This is a genomic window from Chryseobacterium taeanense, assembly GCF_900099685.1.
In the GTDB taxonomy this organism is placed as follows: Bacteria; Bacteroidota; Bacteroidia; order Flavobacteriales; family Weeksellaceae; genus Chryseobacterium; species Chryseobacterium taeanense.
This window is the reverse complement of record NZ_FNDW01000019.1, coordinates 1-23,822: the sequence shown is the minus strand read 5'-3', so window position 1 is coordinate 23,822 and position 23,822 is coordinate 1. Positions and strand designations below refer to the sequence as shown.

The 23,822-nt window shown below is 35.5% G+C and carries 23 protein-coding genes and 2 tRNA genes; 11 read left to right on the top strand and 14 right to left on the bottom strand.

All coding sequences use genetic code 11. The annotated features are described in order from the left end of the window. The first annotated feature begins 48 nt into the window (after window positions 1-48). The 8 genes from BLR30_RS17280 to BLR30_RS17245 all read left to right on the top strand — a co-directional run bounded on the left by BLR30_RS17280 (window position 49) and on the right by BLR30_RS17245 (window position 7,577). Window positions 49-1,293, top strand: coding sequence for a bifunctional folylpolyglutamate synthase/dihydrofolate synthase (locus BLR30_RS17280; RefSeq protein ID WP_089861577.1), 1,245 nt, complete (start codon window positions 49-51; stop codon window positions 1,291-1,293). A gap of 44 nt (window positions 1,294-1,337) precedes the next feature. Further along, window positions 1,338-1,412: transfer RNA gene (locus tag BLR30_RS17275), tRNA-Val, on the top strand. A gap of 33 nt (window positions 1,413-1,445) precedes the next feature. After that, window positions 1,446-1,520, top strand: a tRNA-Val gene (locus tag BLR30_RS17270). 107 nt (window positions 1,521-1,627) lie between these two features. Next, on the top strand, window positions 1,628-2,608 hold the full coding sequence (locus BLR30_RS17265) for a hypothetical protein (RefSeq protein WP_089861575.1): 981 nt from the start codon (window positions 1,628-1,630) through the stop codon (window positions 2,606-2,608). 53 nt (window positions 2,609-2,661) lie between these two features. Further along, the gene (locus BLR30_RS17260; RefSeq protein ID WP_089861573.1) at window positions 2,662-3,132 is read left to right on the top strand and encodes a DUF4280 domain-containing protein; all 471 of its coding nucleotides are present in this window, start codon (window positions 2,662-2,664) and stop codon (window positions 3,130-3,132) included. Further along, a complete protein-coding gene (locus BLR30_RS17255; RefSeq protein ID WP_089861571.1) occupies window positions 3,132-6,191 on the top strand; it encodes a hypothetical protein in 3,060 nt (1,019 codons plus the stop codon). Before BLR30_RS17260 ends, BLR30_RS17255 begins: the two co-directional genes overlap by 1 nt. After that, entirely contained in the window at window positions 6,181-7,155 is a 975-nt protein-coding gene (locus tag BLR30_RS17250) for a hypothetical protein (RefSeq protein WP_089861569.1), read from the top strand. The genes BLR30_RS17255 and BLR30_RS17250 overlap by 11 nt, the downstream gene beginning before the upstream one ends. Further along, on the top strand, window positions 7,152-7,577 hold the full coding sequence (locus tag BLR30_RS17245) for a DUF3592 domain-containing protein (RefSeq protein ID WP_089861567.1): 426 nt from the start codon (window positions 7,152-7,154) through the stop codon (window positions 7,575-7,577). The genes BLR30_RS17250 and BLR30_RS17245 overlap by 4 nt, the downstream gene beginning before the upstream one ends. A gap of 28 nt (window positions 7,578-7,605) precedes the next feature. On the opposite strand, the gene BLR30_RS17240 is transcribed toward BLR30_RS17245, so the two are convergent. From BLR30_RS17240 to BLR30_RS17225, 4 genes are read right to left on the bottom strand one after another with little or no spacing between them, the layout of a single operon-like run. Next, window positions 7,606-8,580, bottom strand: a complete 975-nt coding sequence (locus BLR30_RS17240) for a glycosyltransferase family 9 protein (protein ID WP_228400798.1) — start codon at window positions 8,578-8,580, stop codon at window positions 7,606-7,608. Window positions 8,581-8,582: 2 nt separating this feature from the next. Next, window positions 8,583-9,002: a SufE family protein gene (locus tag BLR30_RS17235; protein ID WP_089861566.1), complete on the bottom strand. Its 420-nt coding sequence runs from the start codon at window positions 9,000-9,002 to the stop codon at window positions 8,583-8,585. Window positions 9,003-9,035: 33 nt separating this feature from the next. Continuing rightward, a complete protein-coding gene (locus BLR30_RS17230) occupies window positions 9,036-10,157 on the bottom strand; it encodes a glycosyltransferase family 4 protein (protein ID WP_089861565.1) in 1,122 nt (373 codons plus the stop codon). Then, the gene (locus tag BLR30_RS17225) at window positions 10,157-10,381 is read right to left on the bottom strand and encodes a hypothetical protein (RefSeq protein WP_027378606.1); all 225 of its coding nucleotides are present in this window, start codon (window positions 10,379-10,381) and stop codon (window positions 10,157-10,159) included. The genes BLR30_RS17230 and BLR30_RS17225 overlap by 1 nt, the downstream gene beginning before the upstream one ends. Window positions 10,382-10,533: 152 nt before the next feature. Here BLR30_RS17225 and BLR30_RS17220 point away from each other — a divergent pair, with 152 nt between their 5' ends. Next, a complete protein-coding gene (locus tag BLR30_RS17220) occupies window positions 10,534-13,065 on the top strand; it encodes an ATP-dependent Clp protease ATP-binding subunit (RefSeq protein ID WP_089861562.1) in 2,532 nt (843 codons plus the stop codon). Window positions 13,066-13,148: 83 nt separating this feature from the next. Here BLR30_RS17220 and BLR30_RS17215 read toward each other — a convergent pair whose 3' ends face one another. Then, the gene (locus BLR30_RS17215) at window positions 13,149-13,676 is read right to left on the bottom strand and encodes a hypothetical protein (protein ID WP_089861560.1); all 528 of its coding nucleotides are present in this window, start codon (window positions 13,674-13,676) and stop codon (window positions 13,149-13,151) included. Between the two features lie 115 nt (window positions 13,677-13,791). On the opposite strand from BLR30_RS17215, the gene mnmA reads away from it, so the two are divergent. Then, the gene (mnmA, locus tag BLR30_RS17210) at window positions 13,792-14,979 is read left to right on the top strand and encodes a tRNA 2-thiouridine(34) synthase MnmA (RefSeq protein WP_089861558.1); all 1,188 of its coding nucleotides are present in this window, start codon (window positions 13,792-13,794) and stop codon (window positions 14,977-14,979) included. A gap of 13 nt (window positions 14,980-14,992) precedes the next feature. Here the strand turns inward: mnmA and BLR30_RS17205 are convergent, their stop codons facing one another. The 9 genes from BLR30_RS17205 to BLR30_RS17165 all read right to left on the bottom strand — a co-directional run bounded on the left by BLR30_RS17205 (window position 14,993) and on the right by BLR30_RS17165 (window position 22,931). After that, on the bottom strand, window positions 14,993-15,847 hold the full coding sequence (locus BLR30_RS17205) for a hypothetical protein (RefSeq protein ID WP_089861556.1): 855 nt from the start codon (window positions 15,845-15,847) through the stop codon (window positions 14,993-14,995). A gap of 166 nt (window positions 15,848-16,013) precedes the next feature. Then, entirely contained in the window at window positions 16,014-16,757 is a 744-nt protein-coding gene (locus tag BLR30_RS17200) for a LytR/AlgR family response regulator transcription factor (protein WP_089861554.1), read from the bottom strand. 56 nt (window positions 16,758-16,813) lie between these two features. After that, complete coding sequence (locus BLR30_RS17195; protein WP_089861552.1) at window positions 16,814-17,155, bottom strand: 2TM domain-containing protein; 342 nt, start codon at window positions 17,153-17,155, stop codon at window positions 16,814-16,816. Next, window positions 17,124-17,417, bottom strand: coding sequence for a 2TM domain-containing protein (locus BLR30_RS17190; RefSeq protein ID WP_089861550.1), 294 nt, complete (start codon window positions 17,415-17,417; stop codon window positions 17,124-17,126). The genes BLR30_RS17195 and BLR30_RS17190 overlap by 32 nt, the downstream gene beginning before the upstream one ends. Window positions 17,418-17,607: 190 nt before the next feature. Continuing rightward, the gene (locus tag BLR30_RS17185; protein ID WP_089861548.1) at window positions 17,608-18,177 is read right to left on the bottom strand and encodes a methyltransferase family protein; all 570 of its coding nucleotides are present in this window, start codon (window positions 18,175-18,177) and stop codon (window positions 17,608-17,610) included. A 23-nt stretch (window positions 18,178-18,200) separates the two neighbouring features. Further along, window positions 18,201-18,506, bottom strand: coding sequence for a 2TM domain-containing protein (locus BLR30_RS17180; RefSeq protein ID WP_089861546.1), 306 nt, complete (start codon window positions 18,504-18,506; stop codon window positions 18,201-18,203). A 10-nt stretch (window positions 18,507-18,516) separates the two neighbouring features. Continuing rightward, window positions 18,517-19,833, bottom strand: coding sequence for a 2TM domain-containing protein (locus BLR30_RS17175; protein WP_089861544.1), 1,317 nt, complete (start codon window positions 19,831-19,833; stop codon window positions 18,517-18,519). 140 nt (window positions 19,834-19,973) lie between these two features. Beyond that, window positions 19,974-20,624 carry a hypothetical protein gene (locus tag BLR30_RS17170; RefSeq protein ID WP_089861542.1) on the bottom strand — a complete coding sequence of 217 codons (651 nt, stop codon included), beginning with the start codon at window positions 20,622-20,624 and terminating at the stop codon, window positions 19,974-19,976. A 69-nt stretch (window positions 20,625-20,693) separates the two neighbouring features. Next, window positions 20,694-22,931, bottom strand: a complete 2,238-nt coding sequence (locus BLR30_RS17165; RefSeq protein ID WP_089861540.1) for a TonB-dependent receptor — start codon at window positions 22,929-22,931, stop codon at window positions 20,694-20,696. A 285-nt stretch (window positions 22,932-23,216) separates the two neighbouring features. On the opposite strand from BLR30_RS17165, the gene BLR30_RS17160 reads away from it, so the two are divergent. Beyond that, the gene (locus tag BLR30_RS17160) at window positions 23,217-23,720 is read left to right on the top strand and encodes a superoxide dismutase family protein (RefSeq protein ID WP_089861538.1); all 504 of its coding nucleotides are present in this window, start codon (window positions 23,217-23,219) and stop codon (window positions 23,718-23,720) included. Window positions 23,721-23,822 lie beyond the last annotated feature (102 nt).

Genomic DNA, 23,822 nt, shown 5'->3' with positions numbered 1-23,822 from the left:
AAAAAAATTATTGTTTCATATTTCTGAAACTTTTGAGAATTTTGTACTATGACAAATGTGCAATATCAGGAAGCCGTAGAATGGCTGTTCGTACAGGCTCCGAATTATCAGATCGATGGGCAGAAGGCGTACAAACCAGGATTAGATAATATCAGAAACCTTTGTGAATTTTTCGGGAATCCTCAGAAAAAATTAAAATGCGTCCACATTGGCGGCACGAATGGTAAAGGATCTACGAGCAATATGCTGGCTTCAGTTCTGCAGGAATCGGGCTATAAGGTTGGCATATTCAACTCACCTCATCTTATTGATTTTACGGAACGCATAAAAATTAACGGTAAAAACTGCGATAAAGAATTTGTCTTTCATTTCATTCAAAAACTGAAAAAACTGCCTGAAGAAATACAGCCTTCTTTTTTTGAGTTTACCACCATCATGGCTTTTGAATATTTTCATCAGCAACAGGTTGATGTTGCGATTATTGAAGTTGGCTTAGGCGGCAGATTAGATTCTACAAATATCATTAATCCTTTAGTCTCAGCCATTACAAATGTTCAGCTGGATCATCAGAATATTTTGGGAAATACCATTGAGGAAATCGCACAAGAAAAAGCAGGAATTATCAAAACTCATATTCCCATTATCTCTGGAGATGAAAATGAAGTGGTAAAAACGATTATTAAAAATAAAGCAGACAAAGAAAACACAGCTTTTATTGATGCAACTTTAATAAAATCAGACTTTAAATCAGATTTAAAAGGAAGTTATCAGGAGAAAAATATACGAGTTGTTTTAGCATTAATTGAAGAATTACGAAAATTGAACTTTAATATCTCCGATGAAAATATTGAAAGAGGCCTTTTAAGTGTTCATCAAAACACCGGTTTTATCGGCCGTTGGTTTGAGTTTTCTCAAAATCCGCTTACGATCTGCGACACAGCACATAACCAAGCCGGGCTCGAATATGTTTTTGCACAATTAAATTCAATCAACAAACATAAACATATTATTTTAGGTTTTGTGAATGACAAGAAAATAGATGATGTCATGAAAATTTTACCTGAAAATGCCGAATTTTATTTTGCAAAACCCTCTATTCACCGAGGCAGACACCCGCAGGAGTATGAAGATCTGCTGAAGGAAGAAAAAATTTCTTATACAATTTTTAATTCCATACAGGAAGCCTATCTGTCTGCAAAAGAGAAATGTACAAAAGAAGAAATGATTTTTATTGGCGGGAGTAATTTTGTTATCGGAGAATTTTTAGAAAAAAATTTGGAGATTTCCGAATAAGTCGTATATTTGCACCACTCTAATCGAGAAAACAACGATAAAGAGGGTTCTTAGCTCAGTTGGTTCAGAGCATCTGGTTTACACCCAGAGGGTCGGGGGTTCGAATCCCTCAGGACCCACAGAAAAGGAAACGAAACCTTTCAAAAAAATTCGGGTTCTTAGCTCAGTTGGTTCAGAGCATCTGGTTTACACCCAGAGGGTCGGGGGTTCGAATCCCTCAGGACCCACAGAAATCTCTCTTTTTTAAGGGAGATTTTTTTGTTTTCATCTACTTCCTTATTTTATAAACAAATTATTAAATTTGCCTACCCAAATCTAAAATATTGATTCAGCTATGGACATATTGATGCCCAAAAAAGAAATCCTAAGAAGACTTAATACCCTTAGAATAAAACCTTCTGGCTTACAGGAAAGGAAATATGGCGTTTCTGTAAAATATTTTGCCGGGAACGAACAAACTCCATCCAAAAGAATTGATTATGAGGTAACAACTGATTTAATTATTGATGATTATAAAGGAATTTTAACAATCGATAAAAAAAACATTCATTATAACCAGCATCGGGCAGATGGAATTAATGAAGTTTTAAATAATTCCATTTCTAAAGCATTTTATCCTATTAAAACCCACCTCAACGAAAAAGGAGTGTGCACCAACGAAATCCTGAATCATGAGGAAATAAAAGAGCGCTGGGAAAAGGAAAAGAAAATAATCTTAGAAAAATACAACAGTGAATCTTTAGATAATTTCTTTCTGCAAGCTGATAAAAATTTCAATAATAAAAACCATTTAGAAGAAAGCTTTCAACACGATTGGTTTTGGAACTTATTTTTTCATCCAAAATTTATCAATTACGGTGAAACCAGGCAATCAGAAACGGATCTCAATCTTTCTGTTGTTCCTTACCAGTTTCCGTTGAAATTTTCAGGTATTCAGACGATTCATAAAATCCCGACAGATTATCATTCTTTCATTATAGAATTTCAGAGCAGGAAAAAAAAGGCCCATCCTTATTTCATTCCTAAAAATCGTAAAAATTCAGGATGTTTTATGTCTCTAAAGGTTGTTTTCGATCTCGATTTGTATCATCATTTCCCGATGCATATCCGTGCGGATTTTGAAGTGTATTCAAAAGATCAGTCTGGCCATAAAATTTTAATCAGAAAAATACAATATACTCAATTCCAGCAAAATACTGAATATTTAAAACAAATGAAATTAAGCAGCGACAGCCCTTTCATTACAGGAGGTTTTGTCGTTTCCGAACCTAACAAATGGGGATTCTATAAAAATCAATACGAAAACGACTGGTAAGTTTCAGTTTGAATAAAAAACACTAATTTTACATACCACACAAAATTATTAATATGTCTCAAAAAGAAAAAGTAGTACAGGGTGCCTTGTGCCAATGTCTGTTTGGTACTACACCGGACAAATTAAAAGTACTTACGCAGCAAAAATATTTCGTTAACGACCTCAACGGCAGCACCAAGCTTGTCGCTACCCATAAAGATATAGGAGCCACTTTTGAAAAAAACACTTTCGGCTCCTGCAAAAAACAGAACAACGCTCCATGCTCTGCAATTGTCACGGAATGGAGCGACTTCTACGAAAAAGAAAAATATTCACCTCCTGACGGCTATATCCTTTTAGAAGACAGCAAGGCAACCTGCCCTATCGGGGGGAAAGACTGCATCAGCATTATAAAAACCGGACAAATCGGCGAACCTTCAAACAGCAGTATTAAGAATGCAGATAATGAGCTTCAGTCTCACACAAATCCCGTAATGGATATCAAAAACTATGATAAACCACGTGAAAACAGATCTGAATTATAATGGCATCGAGAGGAATTATACGCACCAAAATAGAGCAATCCAAGTCTTATACGATTGCAGAAAGAGATAATTATCACTTTGTAGAATTTACGAATTCAGGGGAGACGATCTCTGCTTTCGTGGATGAAGAATGTCTGGACACAGGCACCTTAAATCCAAAAGCAACGATAAGCGGAACCCAATGGATTGTTGTCGAAGAAACTGTTTGGAGTAAATTATTGGCAGAATACAATCAGGAAACAGGAAAAAAAACGTACGGAGACATGACCTTTTTCAAAAAGATTGAAAAGCAGGTTTTATGGAGATCCAAAGGAGCAAAAGCTAATGTTAAAGTTTCAGATATGAAGCAACCTCCCACTCCGGGAAACATCTATCTTTTGATGCCTTACACGAATTATCCTGAATTCAGATATACCACACAGGTCGTAAAATTTGTTTATTTAAAAGAGCCACATATCCGGTATGTTTATGTAGATCCTCCTTCACAGGAGAACGCAGACATTCCGCTGGGAAGCGACACAAAGCTGCATCTGTATGGAATGCAGGCTGAAATCAACTTCAGTACCCATCTTATTCCTGATTTTAGAAGTAGAGGAAAACTGATTGGTGATAAGGTTTCTGCAGACATTTACGGTGAAGTTTTCTTCCTGAAAGACAGCAAAGAAACTACTGTAGGAAACTTTAAAACAACCATTGAAGAAGCAGGTAATAGTCTGTATAACCGCTACAAGCAGGTAAAAGTTTATGTTGATCCTCAATGGAGAAATGCGGAAGGAACACATAAAGAAAAACATCAGCCACAAAGATATTATATCCGACTGATGGTAACTCCTAAAAATATGTTCTCGAGCCCAACTCCCGGAAAACCTTTTGATTTTTCAGATTCAATTCGTGGCCTCACTAATCCTGTAAGCTATAACACCAATAAAGATTTTCAGAAATGGTATACCTTCGATCCTGAGCAGGAAAACTGGATCGAAATGGATATGCAGCCTTATATCGAAGTACGTTGGGATACGATGGATATGATTTTCAAAAAGTTCGAACAGGAAAAAAACAATCAGATCCAATATATCGGAGACATAGAATACACCAAGAAAGAATACGATCCTTGCAGTTACAGCAAAATCACCATAAAAGATGAAGATGACAAAAAACGTGAACCTCTTGTCATCTTTGATGAAAACGCAACCGTCATAGACAAAACCAACAGTTATTTTGAAATTACAACAGGCGAAAAACCTAAAACAATCTCCATAAAGGTTGGTGATTTACACAATCAAGGAGTCTATTGTCATGGAGCGATGTTAGACGAAGGTCAGAAACACAGCGACAAAACCAATGTATTCCAGCTTGAACGCGCGGCCTATTCTGCTCAAAAAGACAGTAAAGGAAATTATATCTCAGAAAAAGATAAAACCCACGAAGATCAACTTAAAAAAGCAGGAACTCCGATTACGAAAGAAAATAAAAACGATACAGATTACATTAAAAATCCAAACAATTCGCAAATAAGACCCGTGAATAGCGTCATGAGGTGGCAACAAGGTACGGAATATACTTACAAAGGCGAAGATGAAATTAATTTACAATTAAAATACCGCTACAATAAAACGCTTACGATTCGAAATGATGAGTTTGATCCCAATTTTGTCGGAAATTTATTTGAAGAAGCGTGGCTTTTTAATTATCTCAAACTCAATATAGACGACCAGAAACAGGTATATTATATTCCGGTAAGTACTTGCAGATATCCTAATCAGATTGCGAAAATCAATGTTTTACCGGATCTGAAATGGACGCTTCTTTTTAAATTGAACTACAAAGAAGAAGATTTTAAAAAGTTTAAAGAAGAACATAATTATGAAGTTCAGGCTTTTTACGCACAATCTTCTCAAACAACATTTATTTCAGGTCAAAACGGAACTTCTGTATCAAGGCAAACGACCACAGCAGCCGGTGTACGATTTTCAAGAACGACAACAATTGTTCCCGTAGAAAGAAAAGGAGGTATAAAAAGACTTGCGGAGCTCATCAAAAGAATCGAAGTAAGCCTTACCGCAGAATGGATAGACGAATCAGGAAAAAAACAAAGCAAAGATGTTATTGAAGGTTTCCTAAAGCAGATTTATAATTTTGTCGGAAAAATCTCAGACATCGCAAAACTTGTGGGGGATCTTACAGAAGGCGATTCGAATCCTCAGGATACCAACAACAAAAAACAGCTTGATAAAGAAATCGAAAAAATGATGGGCGGCCGTTCTCTCGACGGAGCCTGGAATGCGCTTAATAAAAAAACGACAACCACCGAAGTTCTTTATCCGTCCATTGCTATTGCCGCATCCTGGTATTACGGCGATGCCGATGATCCTAAAAGACCTCAACTGATGGGAAGAAAAGCATTACAAATTGATGCTAAAGTAGAAGCAGTCCCTATTATCGGTGTTGAGATTAAATGGGACTTTCTAGAGATGCTTGCAAGAAGGCATCCTCTTGCTTTCATCATCAAAAAAGGAATTGATTTATTGCTTTATCTTTCCGATCCGAAAAATAAGATTGGCATTACCTTTACAATGTCCGGAGAATTAGGCTTATCCGCAAAATTTAATCATAATATGTTGGCTGGAAATGCTTATTCTAATGGCCGCTCTCCCAAAAAGCAGGAACTGATTTCCGGCGGAGCAACCATAAAAGCAGATCTACAGGGAAATATCACATTATACATGACCCAATATCTTATTGTTAGCGAATATAAAATGGGAGGATCTGCAAAAATAGGAGTAAAAGCCGAAGTCGCCAATAAGGTCTATCTTGGGGCTGACACCGATGGCCTGTATATTGCTAATTCAACAACATTTGATGGTTTTACGTTTTATCTTGAAGCAGAAGCAAAAATGGAAGTAACATTCCTTGGAGCAAAAATCATGGACTGGAATCCAAAATATGAACCGGAACCCATGAATTGGGGAAAATGCTCATTAGATCGTGTAAAAACATATTTAAACAACCCAGATAAAAAAACCGAATTTTTTAAATTTAACAGCGGTGATGACGAATAACTTTATTAAAATCTTAATGGTGGGAATTTACTTCAGTCTGCAATCCTGCGCACAGAATAAGAAAGAAAAAGAAACAACAGTGACCGAGAATAAAACAATGGACAACATAGAATACCAGAAAGAAGGAATGCTTTTCAGACTAAAATACGAACACACCAATTGTTCTTATGAAATTTTAATTAATGATATGCCTGTTGCCAGTCATTTTGGATTAGGAGAACGTTCAGGATTGACAGTAAATCTCAACCAATACATTCTGCAGCCGGGTAAACAGGAAGTTACTATCCGTCTTTATCCTTCCAAAAAAGATGAAACGGTGTTCGCTCCTACTCTTTCTCCGGATTCATTTGTCAAGATTGAAATTTCTAAGAATAAAGAGCCAATGTCGATGTTAGATCAAATGAATGCTCGAGAGAAGGGACAACAATATCAGTGGCAGATTCTTGATTATCAGACTCCAAAATTAGGTGAAAAGCCACAAAATTTTGCCGAATATAAAACCTCTTTTGAAGTTGGTAATAAAGACATTAACTGGAAAATCGAAGGCTGGAGCAAAAGCCAGAATCTAATAAACACACCAAATATAAGACAGCAAGTTGATGCATTTTATGCCGATTTTAAAAAGACGCTTGAAGAAGGAGATCAACAAAAATATGTATCAATGCTGAAGCAAAGCATTCACGAAGAAGCAGCTTCCACTCCTTGGAATAAAGATGCAGAAAAAGATCTTACCAAAACCATGGCAGATTATGCGGTAGAAAAAAGAAATTTTATCTATCCTTGCAAAGATGCAGAGCTTAAATTTTACGGGGACGGAAAAGTTGTGACCCTTGTGTGTAAAGACCCGCAAACTTATGGTTATTCTCCTCTTATTTCAAAAACAGCAAAAAATATGATGCCTAAAGCACATACTTTTTATCTCTATAAACCTCAAGGATCAGATAAGCTGGAAATTATCCGATGAATAAAGATAAATTGACTTCTTTACTGTTCTTTATTATTGGAATCATTTTGTTGTTTCCGAGCATTTTCCTGACGTTTAGAAGCATTAAAATAATTTCATCCTACGAAACGGCTCAGGGAAAACTGGTTGATTTTACAGAGAAATGGAAGAAAAATAAAGATACGGAAGAAGAATATTTATTGTATGCTCCTGTTTTTGAATATCGCGATAACATCGGTAAAACGTATAAAATTAATTCGGGAGAATATTCTAACAATAAGGCTTTGAGCACAATCACTCAGAAAATTTATTACAAAAAAGATCATCCAGAAATTGCCGTAACCGGAACATTTCAATTGTATATTGTTCCGAGTATTGCTGTATTCTTCTGTTTAGTATGCTTTATAACGGCCTACATTTGTAGAAAACCAGCCATTATTTAATATAAACAAGCCTTTCACTTTGAAAGGCTTATACTTTATTTATTTTATCAATAATATTTTGAATGTCAAGTTCTTCCAGGCAAGCCCAGTCTCCGCGAAAGCATTCTTTATCTCCAAAAACAGAACATGGTCTGCACGTAAGATCTTTTACCTGAACCACATCTTCCTCACTTTGCCCAAATCCTAAAAATCCGGCATACGGATGCGTTTGTCCCCAAACGGAAATACATCTCGTTCCCATAAGACTCGCCAAATGCATATTGGCAGAATCCATAGAGATCATTAATTCTAATTGTGAAATTTTTTCCAGCTCTTCTGTGAGGGTTAATTTTCCAGCAAGACTTTGTGTATTAGGAATTTCCATTTCCCATTGTTGAAGTGTTTCAACTTCAGCTTTCCCACCACCAAAGAAATAGACATGGTATTTTTGCGATAAGATCTTTACTAATTCATAAGACTTTTCCAGCGGAAGCATTTTCCCTTTATGCTGGGCAAACGGGGCAAGGCCGATTCCTGATTTTTCAGTTGCCTTTGGCCTTAAAGTGTGAGAAAGTTCAACTTTAAATCCCATTTCACGGAACACATCGGCATATCGTTCCACTGTTTTTTTAAGCTGAACTTTATCCAGATTCCAAATATTAGTTAAATCTTCTTTCTCTTCTTTTTCTTTGTTTATTTTAAAGACCTTTAATCCTTTTCTCGTATAAATTTTATCAAGAATTTTCGTTCTGATTACATCGTGAAGATTGGCAATAAGATCAGGGTGAAATTCATTTATCAGCTCATTAGCCAGTCTTGTCAGTCCAAAGATTCCTTTATAATCGTCAAGGTTTACACCTTTGAATATAACATTCGGAATATCAGCAAATAAAGCTTCAAAATTACTTCTTGAAACCATGATGATTTCAACATCAGGATTTTGTTCCAGAAATTCCCGAAAGACAGGCGCTGTCATGGCAACATCACCAAAAGCAGAAAAACGATATGCTAAAATTCTTGTCACAATTACGACTTCAATTGATAAGCGACAGCGTAAAATTTAATCTGTTTCGTCATGGCCATCAATCCGTTAGCTCGCGAAGGAGAAAGAAATTCCTGCAATCCGATTTCAGCAATAAAATCAAAATCAGAATCTAAAATTTCCTGAGTAGAATGGCCGCTGTAAATGCTCACAAGAAGAGAAACAATTCCTTTCGGTAAAATTCCGTCAGAATCGGCATTAAAAAATAATTTACCGTCTCTGAATTCAGCATCGATCCAGACTTTGCTTTGGCAGCCTTTGATCAGATTTTCGTCCTTTTTTTTATCCTCAGAAAGCCCTTTCAACTCTTTTCCAAGATCGATAATATATTCGTATTTCTGTTCCCAATCTTCAAGAAACGCAAATTCGTCGATAATTTCCTGCTGTTTTTCTTTAATGGTCATTCTAAACTAATTTCTTACTGCAAAGATACTAAATTATGCTTTAGGCTTGAAGCCCGGAGAAGATGAAGCCCTTTCAAAAATATCTAACAGTTTTACCTCTTCATTTTCCCAACAAAAAACATTAGTAGCTTTTTCAAGTTCACCCTGATAAGCTTTTCTGCCTTTAGCTAAAACCAACTGTATTGATTTAGCAATGTTTTCAGCATTATGATCCTTAATAATTTCTCCAACTTCAAATTGATGCTTAATATTCTGCATTTCAGGAAGATCAGACAAAATTACCGGCACACGCGCCTGAATACAATCCAGAACTTTATTGGGTAAAGAATAATAATAGCTTTCTCCTGCGTTTTCTTCAATGCTCATTCCACAATCTGCAGTAAGCGTAACTTTTCTTAAATCTTCAGGTAATAATTTTCCTAAAAACTCAACTTTATGCTGTAGATTTTCTTTCAGAACCAAATTTTCATATTCTTTTTTCAGGGGTCCGTCGCCTGCAATTTTAAAAATGACATTATCTAAATGCTTCATGGCCAAAATCGCTTTATCAATTCCGCGAAAAGGATTAATAGCGCCTTGATATAAAAGAATTTTCGGATAATTTTGAAGAATTTCTCGATTAAAATCTAATTTTCTTGGTGAATTTTGAACAACAACAGATTCAATTCCATATTGATTCTTAAACCATTTTGCATAGCTTTCGCTTGCCGTAATCATAAATTTTATGTCAGGAATGATCTTTTTTTCAAGATATCTCCACAATTTTTGTGACATTTTGCCCTGAATAGCCGGCATTTCCGAAAAAATTTCATGACTGTCAAAGACCAGCGGAATATTCAACTTTCTGGAAACTAAATAATTCGGAAGCAAAGCATCCAGATCATTGGCATGCAGAATGGTATTTTGATCTGCTTTTTTATTTAATTCACGATATAATTTCCAGTTGAATTCAAAATAAGCCGTTTTTAAACTTTTTGAAATTAAATGTATTCTGGTAAAAGGATAAGGGCGTGTCATTTTTTCGGCTCCGTTCCAGTCATTTCCTATAAGTTCGACTTCGTAGCCGTTATCATGTAATGTCTTGCAAACCTTTTCTATACGTTGATCTGTACACAAATTACTGAATGCAGATGTAATGATTTTCCTTCTTTTCATTACTTTTTTTTATCTGCCAAAAGATGGTAAATTTGTATGAAGCAAATCAGTCCGTTAGGGATGATAACCGGCCAAAGCATTCCGCTGAAGATTCCGTAGATCACAAAGCATATACAGCCAATCATGTTTACAATCCTTATTTTTCTGATGTCTTTCAGTATAAAACTCAGCACAATAAACAATGATGCGGAATATCCTATGTATGTGGCAATTTCAGGAATCATGAGGAATTTTTAAAGGACAACAAACTTAATCATTTTCAATAAGATAATAAAATTTTTTCTGCCATAAAGTCATTTATTGAATTTTGGTAAAATATTTGTAATTTAGATAATGAATAAATGGCAATGTTGCTTTTATTCTAATGAGATATATTATGGATTATAAGTTTTCACAAGGTTTGAGCCAGGTGTTCAAACAAAGCAAGAGCGAAGCGAAAAGGCTCAAGAGTGAATTTCTTAATACAGAACATCTACTTTTAGGTATTATAAAAACAGAAAACTCTGCAAAAGAAATCCTTCAAAACCTTAATGCGGATCTTACACAAATCAGAAGAAAAATTGAAACTTTAAATACAGCAAGTCTTAATCCTATTTCTGAGGAGGTTACCAATATTTCTTTCACGAAGATGGCAGATCATGCGATCAAGCGTGCTGAACTGGAATGCAGACAATATAAAAGCAATGAAATTAATACCGTTCACCTGCTTTTAGGCATTCTTTATAAATATGAGGATCCTACTTCAAATATATTAGGCGCTTACGATGTTGACTATGAAGGAGTTTCAAAGGAATATCAGACGATGCTTAAAAATTCAGGGCAGGCACCACAAATGAGTGCTTACGATGACGATGATGAAAGAGAAGATTTTGAGCAAATGAGAAAGCCTACGGGAAATCTTGGTTCGGCAAAAAGCAAAACGCCAACTTTGGATAACTTTGGTAGAGACCTTACTTCTTTGGCCAGAGACGGGAAACTAGACCCTGTTATCGGTCGTGAAAAAGAAATTGAGAGAGTTTCTCAAATCTTATCGCGAAGAAAAAAGAACAATCCGCTTCTTATCGGTGAGCCAGGTGTTGGTAAATCAGCCATCGCGGAAGGTCTGGCATTAAGAATTCAACAGAAAAAAGTATCGAGAGTTCTTTACGGAAAACGTGTTATTACTTTGGATCTGGCAAGTTTAGTTGCCGGAACAAAATATCGAGGTCAGTTTGAGGAAAGAATGAAGGCTATTATGACCGAACTGGAGAAAAACAGAGATGTTATCTTATTCATTGATGAACTTCACACCATTGTTGGTGCGGGAAGTTCAACAGGAAGCTTGGATGCATCAAATATGTTTAAACCAGCTTTGGCGAGAGGTGAGATTCAATGCATCGGAGCCACTACACTTGATGAATACCGTCAGTATATTGAAAAAGACGGCGCTCTGGAAAGAAGATTCCAGAAAGTAATGGTGGAGCCGACTTCTATTGAAGAAACTGTTCAGATCTTAAATCAGATTAAAGACAAGTATGAAGAGCATCACAATGTAATTTATACTCCTGAAGCGATTTTAGCGTGTGTCAATTTAACCTCAAGATATATTACAGACCGTTTTTTACCGGATAAAGCAATTGATGCAATGGACGAAGCCGGATCTCGTGTATATATCAAAAACATGAAGGTTCCTACCGAAATCATCGATTTTGAAAAGAAAATTGAAGACATCAAGGAATTAAAGCAAAAAGCGGTAAAAGCTCAGGATTATCTGGAAGCAAGAAAACTGAAAGATGAAGAAGAAAGACTTCAGATGGAACTGAATTCCGCTCAGGAGAAATGGGATAAAGATGTGAAGGAGAAAAAAGAAACCGTGACCGAAGAAAATGTAGCGGAAGTAGTTTCTATGATGAGTGGTGTTCCTGTAACCAAAGTTGGTAAAAATGAGCTTGATAAACTTGCCGGAATGGACAGTAATCTTAACGGAAAAGTTATTGGTCAGGAAGATGCGGTTAAAAAAGTCGTTAAAGCTATTCAAAGAAACAGAGCCGGACTTAAAGATCCGAACCGTCCTATTGGCACCTTCATTTTCTTAGGAACTACTGGAGTTGGTAAAACGGAGCTGGCTAAAGTAATGGCAAGAGAATTATTTGAATCTGATGAATCTTTGATCAGAATCGATATGAGTGAATACATGGAAAAATTTGCAGTTTCTAGATTGGTTGGTGCGCCTCCGGGATACGTTGGATACGAAGAAGGCGGACAATTAACGGAAGCTGTAAGAAGAAAACCTTATGCTGTGGTTCTTTTGGATGAGATTGAAAAAGCTCACCCTGATGTATTCAACATCTTATTGCAGATTTTAGATGAAGGTCATGTTACAGACAGTTTGGGAAGAAAAATTGATTTCAGAAATACAATCATTATTCTTACTTCAAACATCGGTACAAGAGATCTTAAAGATTTCGGAGACGGTGTAGGATTCGGAACTTCCGCAAAAAAATCTACCACAGATTCAAGAGCGAGAAGCACGATCGAAAATGCACTTAAAAAAGCATTCTCTCCTGAATTCCTCAACAGAATTGATGACATCGTAATTTTCAACTCCCTTGAAAAAGATGATATCAAGAGAATTATTGATCTTGAATTGAATAAGCTTTATTCAAGACTCGAAAAATTAGGATATAAAGTTGAGCTTACAGAAGATGCAAAAGACTTTATTTCAGAAAAAGGATGGGATAAGGATTTCGGAGCAAGACCATTAAAACGCGCGATCCAGAAATATATTGAAGATTTATTAGCTGAAATGCTGGTAAATAAACAATTATCTGAAGGAGAAACTGTAGTTCTTGATCTTAATGAAGCGAAAGACGGATTAACGGGTAAAACTTCAAAACCTAAAAAGTCAGCTGAAAAGTCACAGTCTTAAATAAATAATTTAATCATATAGAGCATCGGGAATTTTCTCGGTGCTTTTTTGTTTTGATACTTTAAGTATTTGAGAAATAAAAATTACAATCCCACCACAAATCCAATATTAGGAATCAATCCACTTGAAAAAATACTTGAATTTTCTTTCCATAAAACATTATACATCAATCCGATCTGCATGAAAGAATTATTTCCGATTCTCTGCATGTAACCGCCACCGAGATATAAAGCATCTTCGTTTTTATTCATTTTAAAATCGTAATATTTATCTTTATAATTGATAAAGTAATGCTGATAATTAGCACTTACATAAAAAGATCTTGCAAAATAATAATTAACAAAAGGCCCTACCCCAAACATGGTTGATCTATAGAAATCAGAAGTCTGCCACGAAACGCTTCCTAGAATTCCTCCTTCCAGATCATTGATAATCTTGTATCCCACTCTTGGAGATGCCTGCAAATAAAACGCACTGTTACTGCCAAAACCCACCCCGATTCCGCCTCCGAATGTCCAGCGATTATTGTTTTCCGGCGAGGTTCCTACGGCGATCTGCGAAAATAGTAAGCCCGAAATTGTAATAAACAGAGAAATAATGACCTTTTTCATAATACATTGTTTTTGTCGATGTTTAAAATTATAACTTTTTTACGAATCTTTTTAATCGTACTTTTGCCACATCAAACTAAGAACTCCCGTTAAGAGTTTCGTAAAATTGAATACAATGAAAATAGTAGTAGGCCTCTCCGGAGGTGTAGATTCAAGCGTTGCGGCTTATTTGTTGCAACAGCAAGGCCATGAAGTTGTTGCCTTGTTTATGAGAAACTGGAATGATGCATCAGTAACATTAGAAGATGAATGTCCGTGGATTGAGGACAGTAATGATGCCTTAATGGTCGCTCAAAAGCTCGGAATTCCTTTTCAGGTGATCGATATGAGTGATCTTTACAAAGAAAGAATCGTAGATTATATGTTCGAAGAATATCAGAAAGGCAGAACTCCGAATCCTGATGTCTTGTGCAACAGAGAAGTAAAATTCGATGTTTTTATGAAAACGGCAATGTCTTTGGGAGCAGATAAAGTGGCAACCGGACATTATGCCCGTGTGGATTCCACGATTGACGAAAACGATAAAGAAGTTTTCCATCTGCTGGCCGGTAAAGATAACAATAAAGATCAGTCGTATTTTTTATGCCAGTTAAGCCAAGAACAGTTATCTAAAGCGTTGTTTCCGATCGGCGAACTGACAAAGCCTCAGGTGAGGGAAATTGCCAAAGAAATCGGATTGGTAACGGCTGATAAAAAAGATTCTCAGGGATTATGCTTTATCGGAAAAGTAAGTCTTCCGCAGTTTTTACAGCAGCAATTGGTTCCGAAAGAAGGAGAAATCGTAGAAATTTTTAAAGATTCTCCGATTTTTGCCCAAGAAAAACCTAAATTTTCTTCAAAACAAGAAGAACTGGAATATTTAAGTCAAAAGATAAATTATAAAAAGTCCGACGGAAAAGTAATTGGAAAACACCAAGGAGCTCAGTTTTTCACGATCGGACAGAGTAAGGGACTAGGAATCGGCGGACATAAAGAAAGCTGTTTTATCATCTCCAGAGACATGGAAAACAATATTCTTTTTGTGGGAGAAGGACATCAGTTTCCGGGATTGCTGAAAAGAGCCTTAAAAATTGATAATTCTGAATTGCATTGGGTTCGCGAAGATTTAAGACTGAAAAACGGAGAATCAATGGAAGTGATGGCAAGATTCAGATACAGACAGCCTTTGCAGAAAGCGAAATTATATCAGTTTGAAGAAGGATTCTATGTGGAATTTGAAGAACTTCAATCCGCGATTGCAGAAGGACAGTTTGCCGCATGGTATATCGATGATGAATTAATCGGAAGTGGTGTGATTTCTTAGAGATCTGCATCGGTTAGAGTTTCATTTGAGCAAAAAAGAATTTGATGACTTCAAGATTAATTTCAGAAGTGGTCCAATGTCCAACGTTTTCATAGTTATGAAATGTCGCTTTAATATTATACGAGTTATAAACTTTCTGACATTCCAAATATCTTTTTTGCACAGTAGCACCAATATGGTTATTGATGATTTGACGTTCTTTTAAACTATAAGCATCATCAAACTGTACCGCATCATTATTATCAAGTTTTCCCATGTAAATAAACTGGGGAATAGTTTTGTAGCTAAGCAGATCAAATTTCTTTCCAAATAATTTCCTGAAATCAGCAATTCCTATAGGATAATTAATTTTAATCCCGTCAACTTCTTCTTTGGGAAACATTAGCTCTCCATTAAATCCGCCTATTGCTAAAGCTTTAATTATTTCCGGATGCAAGTAAGAAAAACGATTGGTAAATGTTGCTGATGCTGAAAAACCGTTCATAAATATTTTTTCATTTACTAAAATATTCATTGATTTTAAAATTTTCCTAGAATCATTAATCATAGCTATCAACTGTAAATCTATTCTCTTTAAAACGCTTTGCTTTTCCATAATAACATCTCTATCCAAAGCGTGTGTATAAACAGTAGGTTTTGAGGAAGGCCTGGGGAAAACAGGGACAAGCAGAGGGATTTTCAGCATTGTAGAAATATTGTTTCCGACAGAGCTTACAGAGGCAAGATCTATGGCATATTGCCGATGAACCTCTATACTGTCGGATGTTTTACCTGTATTGTTGGGTTCTACCAGTAGATATAAATTTTTATTTTGAGGGGTTCCTTTCGGAATGAATAAAATATAATCATTACTAAACCCCTTATCCATGTTTTTTTTGATAATAATTAGACTATCTTTCTCAAATATTTTCTGTTGCCCAGAGGAAAAAATAAATAAAATAGTACAAAAAATGGTAATAGTTATACGCAACATTAGAAAAGAGTTTCTATAAAAGTCGCTACAGCAATGTATATGTTACAATTTGGAGATGAATTTATTTCACCAACCAGTCTTTAAAATCCTTCACGCGATCACGGCTTACGGTAATTTCTTCCTGTGGCTGAAACTCCAATTCGACTTTATAATTGGGTGAAGTGTGAATATTTTTTATGTAATCTGAATTGATGATAAACTGCCTGTTGACACGAAAGAATTTCTTTTCGTCCAGAACATCTTCCAGTTCATCCAGCGTGAAATCTGAAGGAAAGCTTCTTTCCTGAGTCTGCAGATATACAATCTTATTTTCACTGAAAAAATAGCTTACTTCCTGTGTCTGAATAATTTTAAGGTTGTAACCAATTTTTACCAAAATACGGGAAAGTGTAGACTTATCCTTTTTTATCAGTTGCTTGATCTCCTGAGAATTCACAGAATTGTCTGAAGGAATAAACGATTTGAATTTTTCAATGGCCGCCGCCAGGTCTTCATCTAAAATCGGTTTTAAAAGGTAATCGATGCTGTTTAATTTAAAAGCTTTTAGTGTGTATTGATCAAAAGCCGTAGTGTAAATAATAAAACCTTTTGTCTGAACTTTCTCAAAAATATCGAATGACAAGCCGTCTCCCAACACAATATCTGAAAATATGAGCTGCGGATGTTCATTTTCAGAAAACCATTTTACGCCTTCTTCTACAGATTCTATTTTGCCAACCAATTCAATTTCAGGAAATTCGCTTAGCATTCTTTCCAGTTTTCTTGAAGCAGGTTTTTCGTCTTCGATAATGACTGTTTTTATCATTGAGTTTCAGATTTTAGTTTTAAAATTTAGAAATAAAATTAATCAAAATTACCGGTTTAAAACTTCAGCGGCTGTTTTGATTTTTTCATTTCCTTTTCAATCACATCTTTTTCCCATTCTTCATCCAGAAGGAAGAGTTTTACAGCTTTTACGGTTAGAACAATTCCCCATATCAACAGAATAATAGATCCGTTCCAAAGTGAAAAATTGAAGATTCCTTTTTCAAAAATATCATCTGCAAAAATAATTACCGCAACGATTCCAAACCATAAAATGCTTTTATAGAATTTTTTTAAATCGTTTACTCTTTGTTGTGCCTGATTGTAGTTCATCGTATTAATTTTTAAAGTTATTTGATTAGGTTTATTATAAAGATTTTCTGTTTCTTCTTTCTTCATCCATCAGTTCCCTGATTTTCTTTTCCTCCCATTCTTTTCCTATCCAGAATGTATTTGCAGCATGGGCAGCAACTCCAATTCCCCAGCCCAGCATCGGCCAGAAAAACCATAGATAACCCGGTGACGTTATAATATTTAATACAACTAAAAAAGAAATTACCAGGATGTATGATGTAAGATTTCCATAAAACCCTTTGAGTTCTTTTACTCTTTTGGTCGCTTTTTGGTATGCAAGATCTTCTTTGTTAATGTAAGTTTCCATAATTTTTTAATTTTAATAATTAATTGTTTGTTTTTGTTGAGACAAATGTATGAAGGAAAACAAACTCAACTCAATTTTATGTTACCGAACCGTTGAATATTCATCCTGAATTGTAAAAATCTGAATTCAATGGAAAAACCGGATTTCGTTTCTTGCGATTATTAGTAAATCTTAACCATTAAAATTCACGCTAATAAACAAACGGAAGAAGCTTTTTTGTCTTTCTTCTGTACTCCAGATATTCTTCACCGAATTCTTCTGTTAAGGCTTTTTCTTCCACTTTAATTCTATAACTAAACGCAAGAAAGCTAGGAAATAAGGCCAAAACCAAGGAAAACCAATTATTAAGATACAGCCCGAGACCGAGAGATGTGAGTAAAGAGAAAGTATAAGACGGATGTCTGATATATCGGTAAAACCCTTCTTTTTTAATTTTATGATCCTCTCTTATTGTAACATCTACCGTAAAATATTTCCCCAAAGACCTGATGATAATATATCGCAAAATGATTCCGATCCAGACACATAAAACGCCTATGTAATAAATCCAGACCTCATCAGAAATCGGAAATCTCGTTACATAAGAAGCCGTGACAGCAGTTACGATGGAAAAAGGAATAGCAATCCAAAGAATATTTAAGGTAGATTTATCCGTGTTTTTTCTGTCATTTCCACCCGATTTCAGAATATTTTTATACAGAAACTCCGTCAGAAACCATGAAAACATAGAAATGGTAAAGAGGATTTGTAAAATTTTCACTGCACATTTATTTAAATTAATGTTTAAGAACGTTTCTCTTTATCAATCAATTCTTTAATTTTTTTCTCTTCCCATTTGCTTCCCAACATAAAACCAGGAATAAAGGTTCTCATGGCAGAAACGACAACCCCAACTCCCCAAACCAATGGAAGCAGAAAATATTTAAGCTGCCAGATTGTTTGCCCGGGTTTTAATTCTCTATAGTTTATCAGAAAAATAAAAATATTAACCACAATGTAAATGAAGACAAAAACATAAAACCGTTTGATTCTTTTTACCTGTCTTTCAGCTTCTTTATATCTGAAATCATCCTTACTAATATTTTCCATATTATTTATTTTATCGTTTGTTTTGTTTTTCTAAAATTTCTCTGATCTTTTTTTCTTCCCATCTTTTACCGATTGCAAAAACACTCATTCCGTGGGCAACAACCCCGATTCCCCAACCTAACATTGGCAGGTAAAACCAGATATTATCAGGACTTGTCATTAAATTGATAATGATTAAAAAAGGAATAATAATACAGTATGAAATAAGATTTCCATAGAAGCTTTTTATTTCTTTTACACGTTTCTGCGCTCTTTCGTAAGATTTATCATCATCTTCTATTATTGCATTCGTTATATTTAATTTATAAGAGATAACCGGAAGTTTTACTTTAAAGTAATCTTCAGATTTTTCGATAAAAACATTTTTCTTCGTCAATAAAGAATATCGTTGCACAATATTGGACAGTCCTATCCCCGAACTTTCTTTGATCTGTTCTCTTACCTGCAGATTATTTTCAATACAGAGTGTATCATTTTCAGAAAAAATCTTAATTAACAAAGGCTTCGAGGAAGTGGCAAAATTATGTTTAATGCAATTTTCCAACAGCAATTGTAAGGACAACGGAACAACAAATTTCCTGTAATCTTCTTTTTTAACATCAAAATCAAAACCTACACTGTCTTCAAAACGTGTTTTTAATAATTCGCAATAGGTTTTTGCAAATTCCAGTTCGTCTTCTACAGTTACCAATTCTTTGTCTTTCTGCTCCAGAACGTATCTGTAAATCTTTGACATCGAGGCCGTAAACTTCTGAGCCTGCTTCGGATTTTCATCAATTAATGAGCTTAAAACATTTAAAGAATTAAACAAAAAATGCGGATCCAGCTGATTTTTAAGACTTTCAAACTGTGCATTGGCAGATTTTGCAATCAGTTTCTGCTCTACAACTTCTTTTTTGGATGTTTTTTTCAGCTCCTCCATAAAGCCTTTTGCATGAAGAAAAGCCGAAATCAGCAATGCAATATTGATGGTAAACCAGTTGATGTAATTGTACTTTCCGGAAAAATACTGTTCTGTTGTTGCCACTTTCTGGAAAACGACAAAATTCATGTAATTGCAGAAATATACCATAATAATATTGGCGATCAGAATCGAAACAATACTTATAATCGCTCTTTTGGTAGTGGCTTCGGACCATGGAATTTTTTTGTTGAGAAAATCATTCAGCAAGCCGTTTCCCGCACCCAGAACAAAAGAATACATCGATGATATGGCGATGGTAAGCATGAAGTTTTCTACCGTTTTCTCGTCTGTAAAAACAAAAAAGAAGAACAAAGACGTTGCCAGCGATATCCAGCACAAAGTAATAATATTCCTGCGTTTCATTATTGATTTTCTTGGTTCAAAAATAGTCTATAATAAAAGTATTAAAAATAATTTTTTGCCGAACGGTTATTTTTAGTGACTGAACGGAATAAAAAAACCTTCTGCGATGAGAAGGTTTTTCAGATCAGATCATTATTTTTTTATTTTGCGGTACCACTCAGAAAATATTCTGCTTCAGATTTTCCCCAATTCGGATCTAAAGAAGTTTTAGGTTTAAAAGTTTTGAATTTTTCCAGCGCTGCTTTAAATTGTTCAATTCCTTTTGTCTTGCTTCCTCCGTATTGTTCAGGAGTAAAGTAAGTATCTTCCGCTTTTATCAACGCTACTCTCGGATTTCCGGGATCCAGGGTTTCTGCTGTTTTAAGCTCTTCCATCGCTTTCATTCCGTCGGTCATATATCTTTCGGCAGGGTTTTCCATCATTTTGAGAGAAAAGACCATTTTTCTGAGAAGGTGAAGTTCAGAATTATTTTTCCCGGCAATAGCTTCTGCCTGATCCAGATACTTTTCAGCAGCAGCAGCGTTTATGGAAAGTTCAGACATTTTTCCTTCCTGCATCTGCGTTCTCCCTTTCTGAAGATAGGCAAGTGCTGCATAATAAGAAGGGAGCCATTGCGTGGTTTCTTTCTTCCCAATCCTGTCGAAATCATTGGCAAGCGCCTGTAATTCGTCAGCAGATCTTGTATTTTCCAGTTTAACGATTTTTTCAGACATTATTTTCTCATAATCAGCCTGGGCAAAAGCATGTAAACTCACCACACTTAAAGCAAAAGTTAAAAGATATTTTTTCATTTTCTAATTTTTTTAATGGTTAAATTTTAATGTGTTAAATATAATTTTTTAATTGTTTCTAAAATGATATTATAAGTTATTATTAATGGCATCCTGTGTCTTATCGACTCCAAAACTTATAAATGCTCCCACAAAAACAAAAGTATTTACCGGCGGAACCACAGCGGAATTTCTTGAGCCATCCATCGAGAAATTGTACCCGTAAACATTTTTTGAGCCTAAAATATTTGTTACGCTCAACACCAGAACGGTAAATGCTTTTGTGTCTTTTTTACCAAGATTCGGAAGATAATTAAGACTAAAATTCAGCGCATTATAATCTTTCAGACTTCCTTCATTTCTTACAAAATATTTTTGCTCGCCGTTTACATCGTGTGTTGCAATATCGTAATACGGACGACCTTTGGCATAAGTGTAGGAAATATTAAACCCGGTTTTCCATTTTGGGACAAATCTTTTTGCAACCGCAGAAATCGTATGTTCAGAAGCAAAATTAGGTTTCAGACTTACCGGATAATTCATAAAATCCCTTTTAGAATCAAGGAAAGAATAACTGATCCAATAATCGATATTGTCAAAGGTCTTTTTATCTCTCCAGAACAATTCCAGGCCTTTTGCATACCCGTAGCCATTATTATTGTCTGCCGTCTGCACATATTGATTCTGACCGTCGATATACTGTAGATTTTTCACTTTTAATAAATCATCATACTTTTTATAGAACGCTTCAAATCTAAGGCTTCTTCCTTCTGTCGTTCGCTGAATCTGAAAAATATAATGCTGTGACTTCTGAAAATCCAGATTTGCCGGTCCGTTAATGTACTTACTTTCAGGATTCTGGTAGAAAAGTCCGTAAGCAAATGAGGTTGTCCAGTCTTTCGCCAAACGGTATGCTAAAGCGAAACGAGGTGCAATATTGCTTTTTCCCAGATAAGACGAATGCTCTGCTCTCAGTCCTATTTTAGCCGATAGATGGTTGCTGAATCCTAAATCTGTTTCTACAAAAGCAGACGAAATTAAATCTTTGTAATGTTTTTCCACAAAATCATTAAAATTCATTTTTTCGCTTGTGCTGTTAAGTTCAAAACCGCCTCGTAACGCACTGATTTTATTTATTTTCCTTTCTAAAACAGCTTTAAAATTTATATAATTCCCATCTGTCAGCAGTTTTGTATTTCCGGTTTGAAGGTCATTTTTTTCGGTCGAAAAATCAAGATCCGATCTGTTGAATGAATACGATGTTCCCACATTCAGCAGATATCTTCCGAATTTTTGTTTAAAAGATAAATTGTGATAGGTATTTTTTCCATTTAATGAAACCAAAGCCCAGTCATTTTCAGGTTCCAGACTCGGAGTTTTTACTCCCATTTTGTTGGAATCGTATATTCCGTAATATTTGAAGAAACCTCCTGATTTTGTTTTAAATCTGAAATTCAGGTCACCGTTAAGTCCCTGAGGAGCTTCTGTAAAGTTGGTATTAAACTTAAAAACTTCCTGCATCATTTTTAAGTTTGAATAACCTATAGTCGCACCAAAAGAATAATTCTTATTTTCGCCTAGCTTTTGAAATCCTGCGTTTAAAAATATAGGAGAAACCCCGAAATCATAAGAGCTTTCATCCGGAAGATCAACACTTTCCAGCATCAATGCCCCGGAAAGAGCCTGTCCATACAAAGCTGAATATCCGCCGCTTGAAAATATGTTTCCTTTGAAAAGCGAAGTATTGAAACGATCTCTCCCCGCAATTCCCGGAACCGAATTAGAAAAATAGTTGTTGATAAGGCTTCCGTCCATGAAGATCTTTGACTCTGTTCCCGTTCCTCCGCGAATAAAAAGACCTTCCGATTCACCAACTTTCTGAACACCCGGAAGATAGGTTAATGCCGAAGAAATCTGCCCGTTTGCGCCCGCTGTGGTGTAAATATCAATCGGAGAAAGCAAAGTGGCTGCTCTTTTCCGGTCACTTGCTTCAATAGACCCTGCGGATACAACAACTGCATCTATTTCGCTGATCTGTTCCTTTAAGTCTGCATCGACAGTAATTTCTTTCTTTTCAATAACAATCTGTTTTTCAACCTCAATGTATTTCGGATGAGTGAATGTCAGAATATGATTTCCTTTTTCTGAAGTTTCAAAAGAGAAATCCCCGTTAGCATCCGTTGTTGCGCCGTCATAAGTATCTTTCAGCGTAACGTTTACCGCTCCTACACCTTTGTTTTTATAAGTTACCTTGCCTGAAATTTTTGTCTGGGCAAAACTTAAGGAAGCACATAAAAATAAGACGAGAAATAATAGTTTTGTTTTCATAGCTGATTAATTTCGATTCAAAAGTATGTCGAATTTTTATTTCATCTAAATTTTTATTGCTGAATCGTAAATTTTGGATCCTGAATGGTTTATTTTGGATTGAATGAGCAATGCCCGGAATTTTAATAGAATGGAGTGCAGTAAACAGCGCTTATTTATTTTTCATAAAATCAGCTGGAAAAGAATCGCCTTTTACTGCTATTTTCAAAAAGATCTTGAAATCATAAGGCGTATCCGTAAATGTTTTTTTAAATTTAACATAAAATCACTTTAAATCATTTAAAAATGAAAGCTAAAACATTATCATTATTGGCAGGATGTGCGTTGTTGGCCGTATCATGCGGAACCACAAAAACTTATCAGGTCATGTCTAAAAGCAACACCCAGACAGGGGGAACCGCGAAGTTTACCCAGAAAGGAGACGAAGTTATTATGAAACTCAATGTAACGAACCTTACCCCGGGAATTCATGCAGTACATATTCATGAAAAAGGAGACTGTTCTGCAGCAGACGGAACTTCTACAGGAGGTCACTGGAACCCGGCAAAAGATGACCATGGAAAATGGGGTGCCGAACATTTCCATATGGGAGATATCGGTAATCTGGTAGCAGACCAAAGCGGAAACGCAACATTGACTTTCAAGACCAACAAATGGTGTCTTGGATGTACTGACGAATCTAAAAACATTATCGGAAAAGGAATGATCGTACATGCTGCCGCTGACGATTTCCACACTCAGCCAACCGGAAATGCAGGAGGAAGAGTAGGATGTGTAGAAATTAAATAATTTTAATTATTGACTAGTCCTAAAAAATCGATACAGATTTGTTAGATAAAAATAATTAATTAAACACTTGCAAAAACTTTTTTGCAGGTGTTTTTTGATTTA

What these genes read in the sequence shown, in the direction of transcription:
- BLR30_RS17190 (WP_089861550.1), bottom strand. Translation starts at nt 17,417, where the DNA reads ATGGAAACTTACATTAACAAAGAAGATCTTGCATACCAAAAAGCGACC.
- BLR30_RS17170 (WP_089861542.1), bottom strand. Translation starts at nt 20,624, where the DNA reads ATGAAAAAATATCTTTTAACTTTTGCTTTAAGTGTGGTGAGTTTACAT.
- BLR30_RS17260 (WP_089861573.1), top strand. Translation starts at nt 2,662, where the DNA reads ATGTCTCAAAAAGAAAAAGTAGTACAGGGTGCCTTGTGCCAATGTCTG.
- BLR30_RS17205 (WP_089861556.1), bottom strand. Translation starts at nt 15,847, where the DNA reads ATGGATAAGGGGTTTAGTAATGATTATATTTTATTCATTCCGAAAGGA.
- BLR30_RS17230 (WP_089861565.1), bottom strand. Translation starts at nt 10,157, where the DNA reads ATGAAAAGAAGGAAAATCATTACATCTGCATTCAGTAATTTGTGTACA.
- BLR30_RS17165 (WP_089861540.1), bottom strand. Translation starts at nt 22,931, where the DNA reads ATGAAAACAAAACTATTATTTCTCGTCTTATTTTTATGTGCTTCCTTA.
- BLR30_RS17175 (WP_089861544.1), bottom strand. Translation starts at nt 19,833, where the DNA reads ATGAAACGCAGGAATATTATTACTTTGTGCTGGATATCGCTGGCAACG.
- mnmA (WP_089861558.1), top strand. Translation starts at nt 13,792, where the DNA reads ATGAAAATAGTAGTAGGCCTCTCCGGAGGTGTAGATTCAAGCGTTGCG.
- BLR30_RS17265 (WP_089861575.1), top strand. Translation starts at nt 1,628, where the DNA reads ATGGACATATTGATGCCCAAAAAAGAAATCCTAAGAAGACTTAATACC.
- BLR30_RS17245 (WP_089861567.1), top strand. Translation starts at nt 7,152, where the DNA reads ATGAATAAAGATAAATTGACTTCTTTACTGTTCTTTATTATTGGAATC.
- BLR30_RS17225 (WP_027378606.1), bottom strand. Translation starts at nt 10,381, where the DNA reads ATGATTCCTGAAATTGCCACATACATAGGATATTCCGCATCATTGTTT.
- BLR30_RS17195 (WP_089861552.1), bottom strand. Translation starts at nt 17,155, where the DNA reads ATGAAGAAAGAAGAAACAGAAAATCTTTATAATAAACCTAATCAAATA.
- BLR30_RS17250 (WP_089861569.1), top strand. Translation starts at nt 6,181, where the DNA reads ATGACGAATAACTTTATTAAAATCTTAATGGTGGGAATTTACTTCAGT.
- BLR30_RS17215 (WP_089861560.1), bottom strand. Translation starts at nt 13,676, where the DNA reads ATGAAAAAGGTCATTATTTCTCTGTTTATTACAATTTCGGGCTTACTA.
- BLR30_RS17235 (WP_089861566.1), bottom strand. Translation starts at nt 9,002, where the DNA reads ATGACCATTAAAGAAAAACAGCAGGAAATTATCGACGAATTTGCGTTT.
- BLR30_RS17255 (WP_089861571.1), top strand. Translation starts at nt 3,132, where the DNA reads ATGGCATCGAGAGGAATTATACGCACCAAAATAGAGCAATCCAAGTCT.
- BLR30_RS17180 (WP_089861546.1), bottom strand. Translation starts at nt 18,506, where the DNA reads ATGGAAAATATTAGTAAGGATGATTTCAGATATAAAGAAGCTGAAAGA.
- BLR30_RS17160 (WP_089861538.1), top strand. Translation starts at nt 23,217, where the DNA reads ATGAAAGCTAAAACATTATCATTATTGGCAGGATGTGCGTTGTTGGCC.
- BLR30_RS17200 (WP_089861554.1), bottom strand. Translation starts at nt 16,757, where the DNA reads ATGATAAAAACAGTCATTATCGAAGACGAAAAACCTGCTTCAAGAAAA.
- BLR30_RS17220 (WP_089861562.1), top strand. Translation starts at nt 10,534, where the DNA reads ATGGATTATAAGTTTTCACAAGGTTTGAGCCAGGTGTTCAAACAAAGC.
- BLR30_RS17280 (WP_089861577.1), top strand. Translation starts at nt 49, where the DNA reads ATGACAAATGTGCAATATCAGGAAGCCGTAGAATGGCTGTTCGTACAG.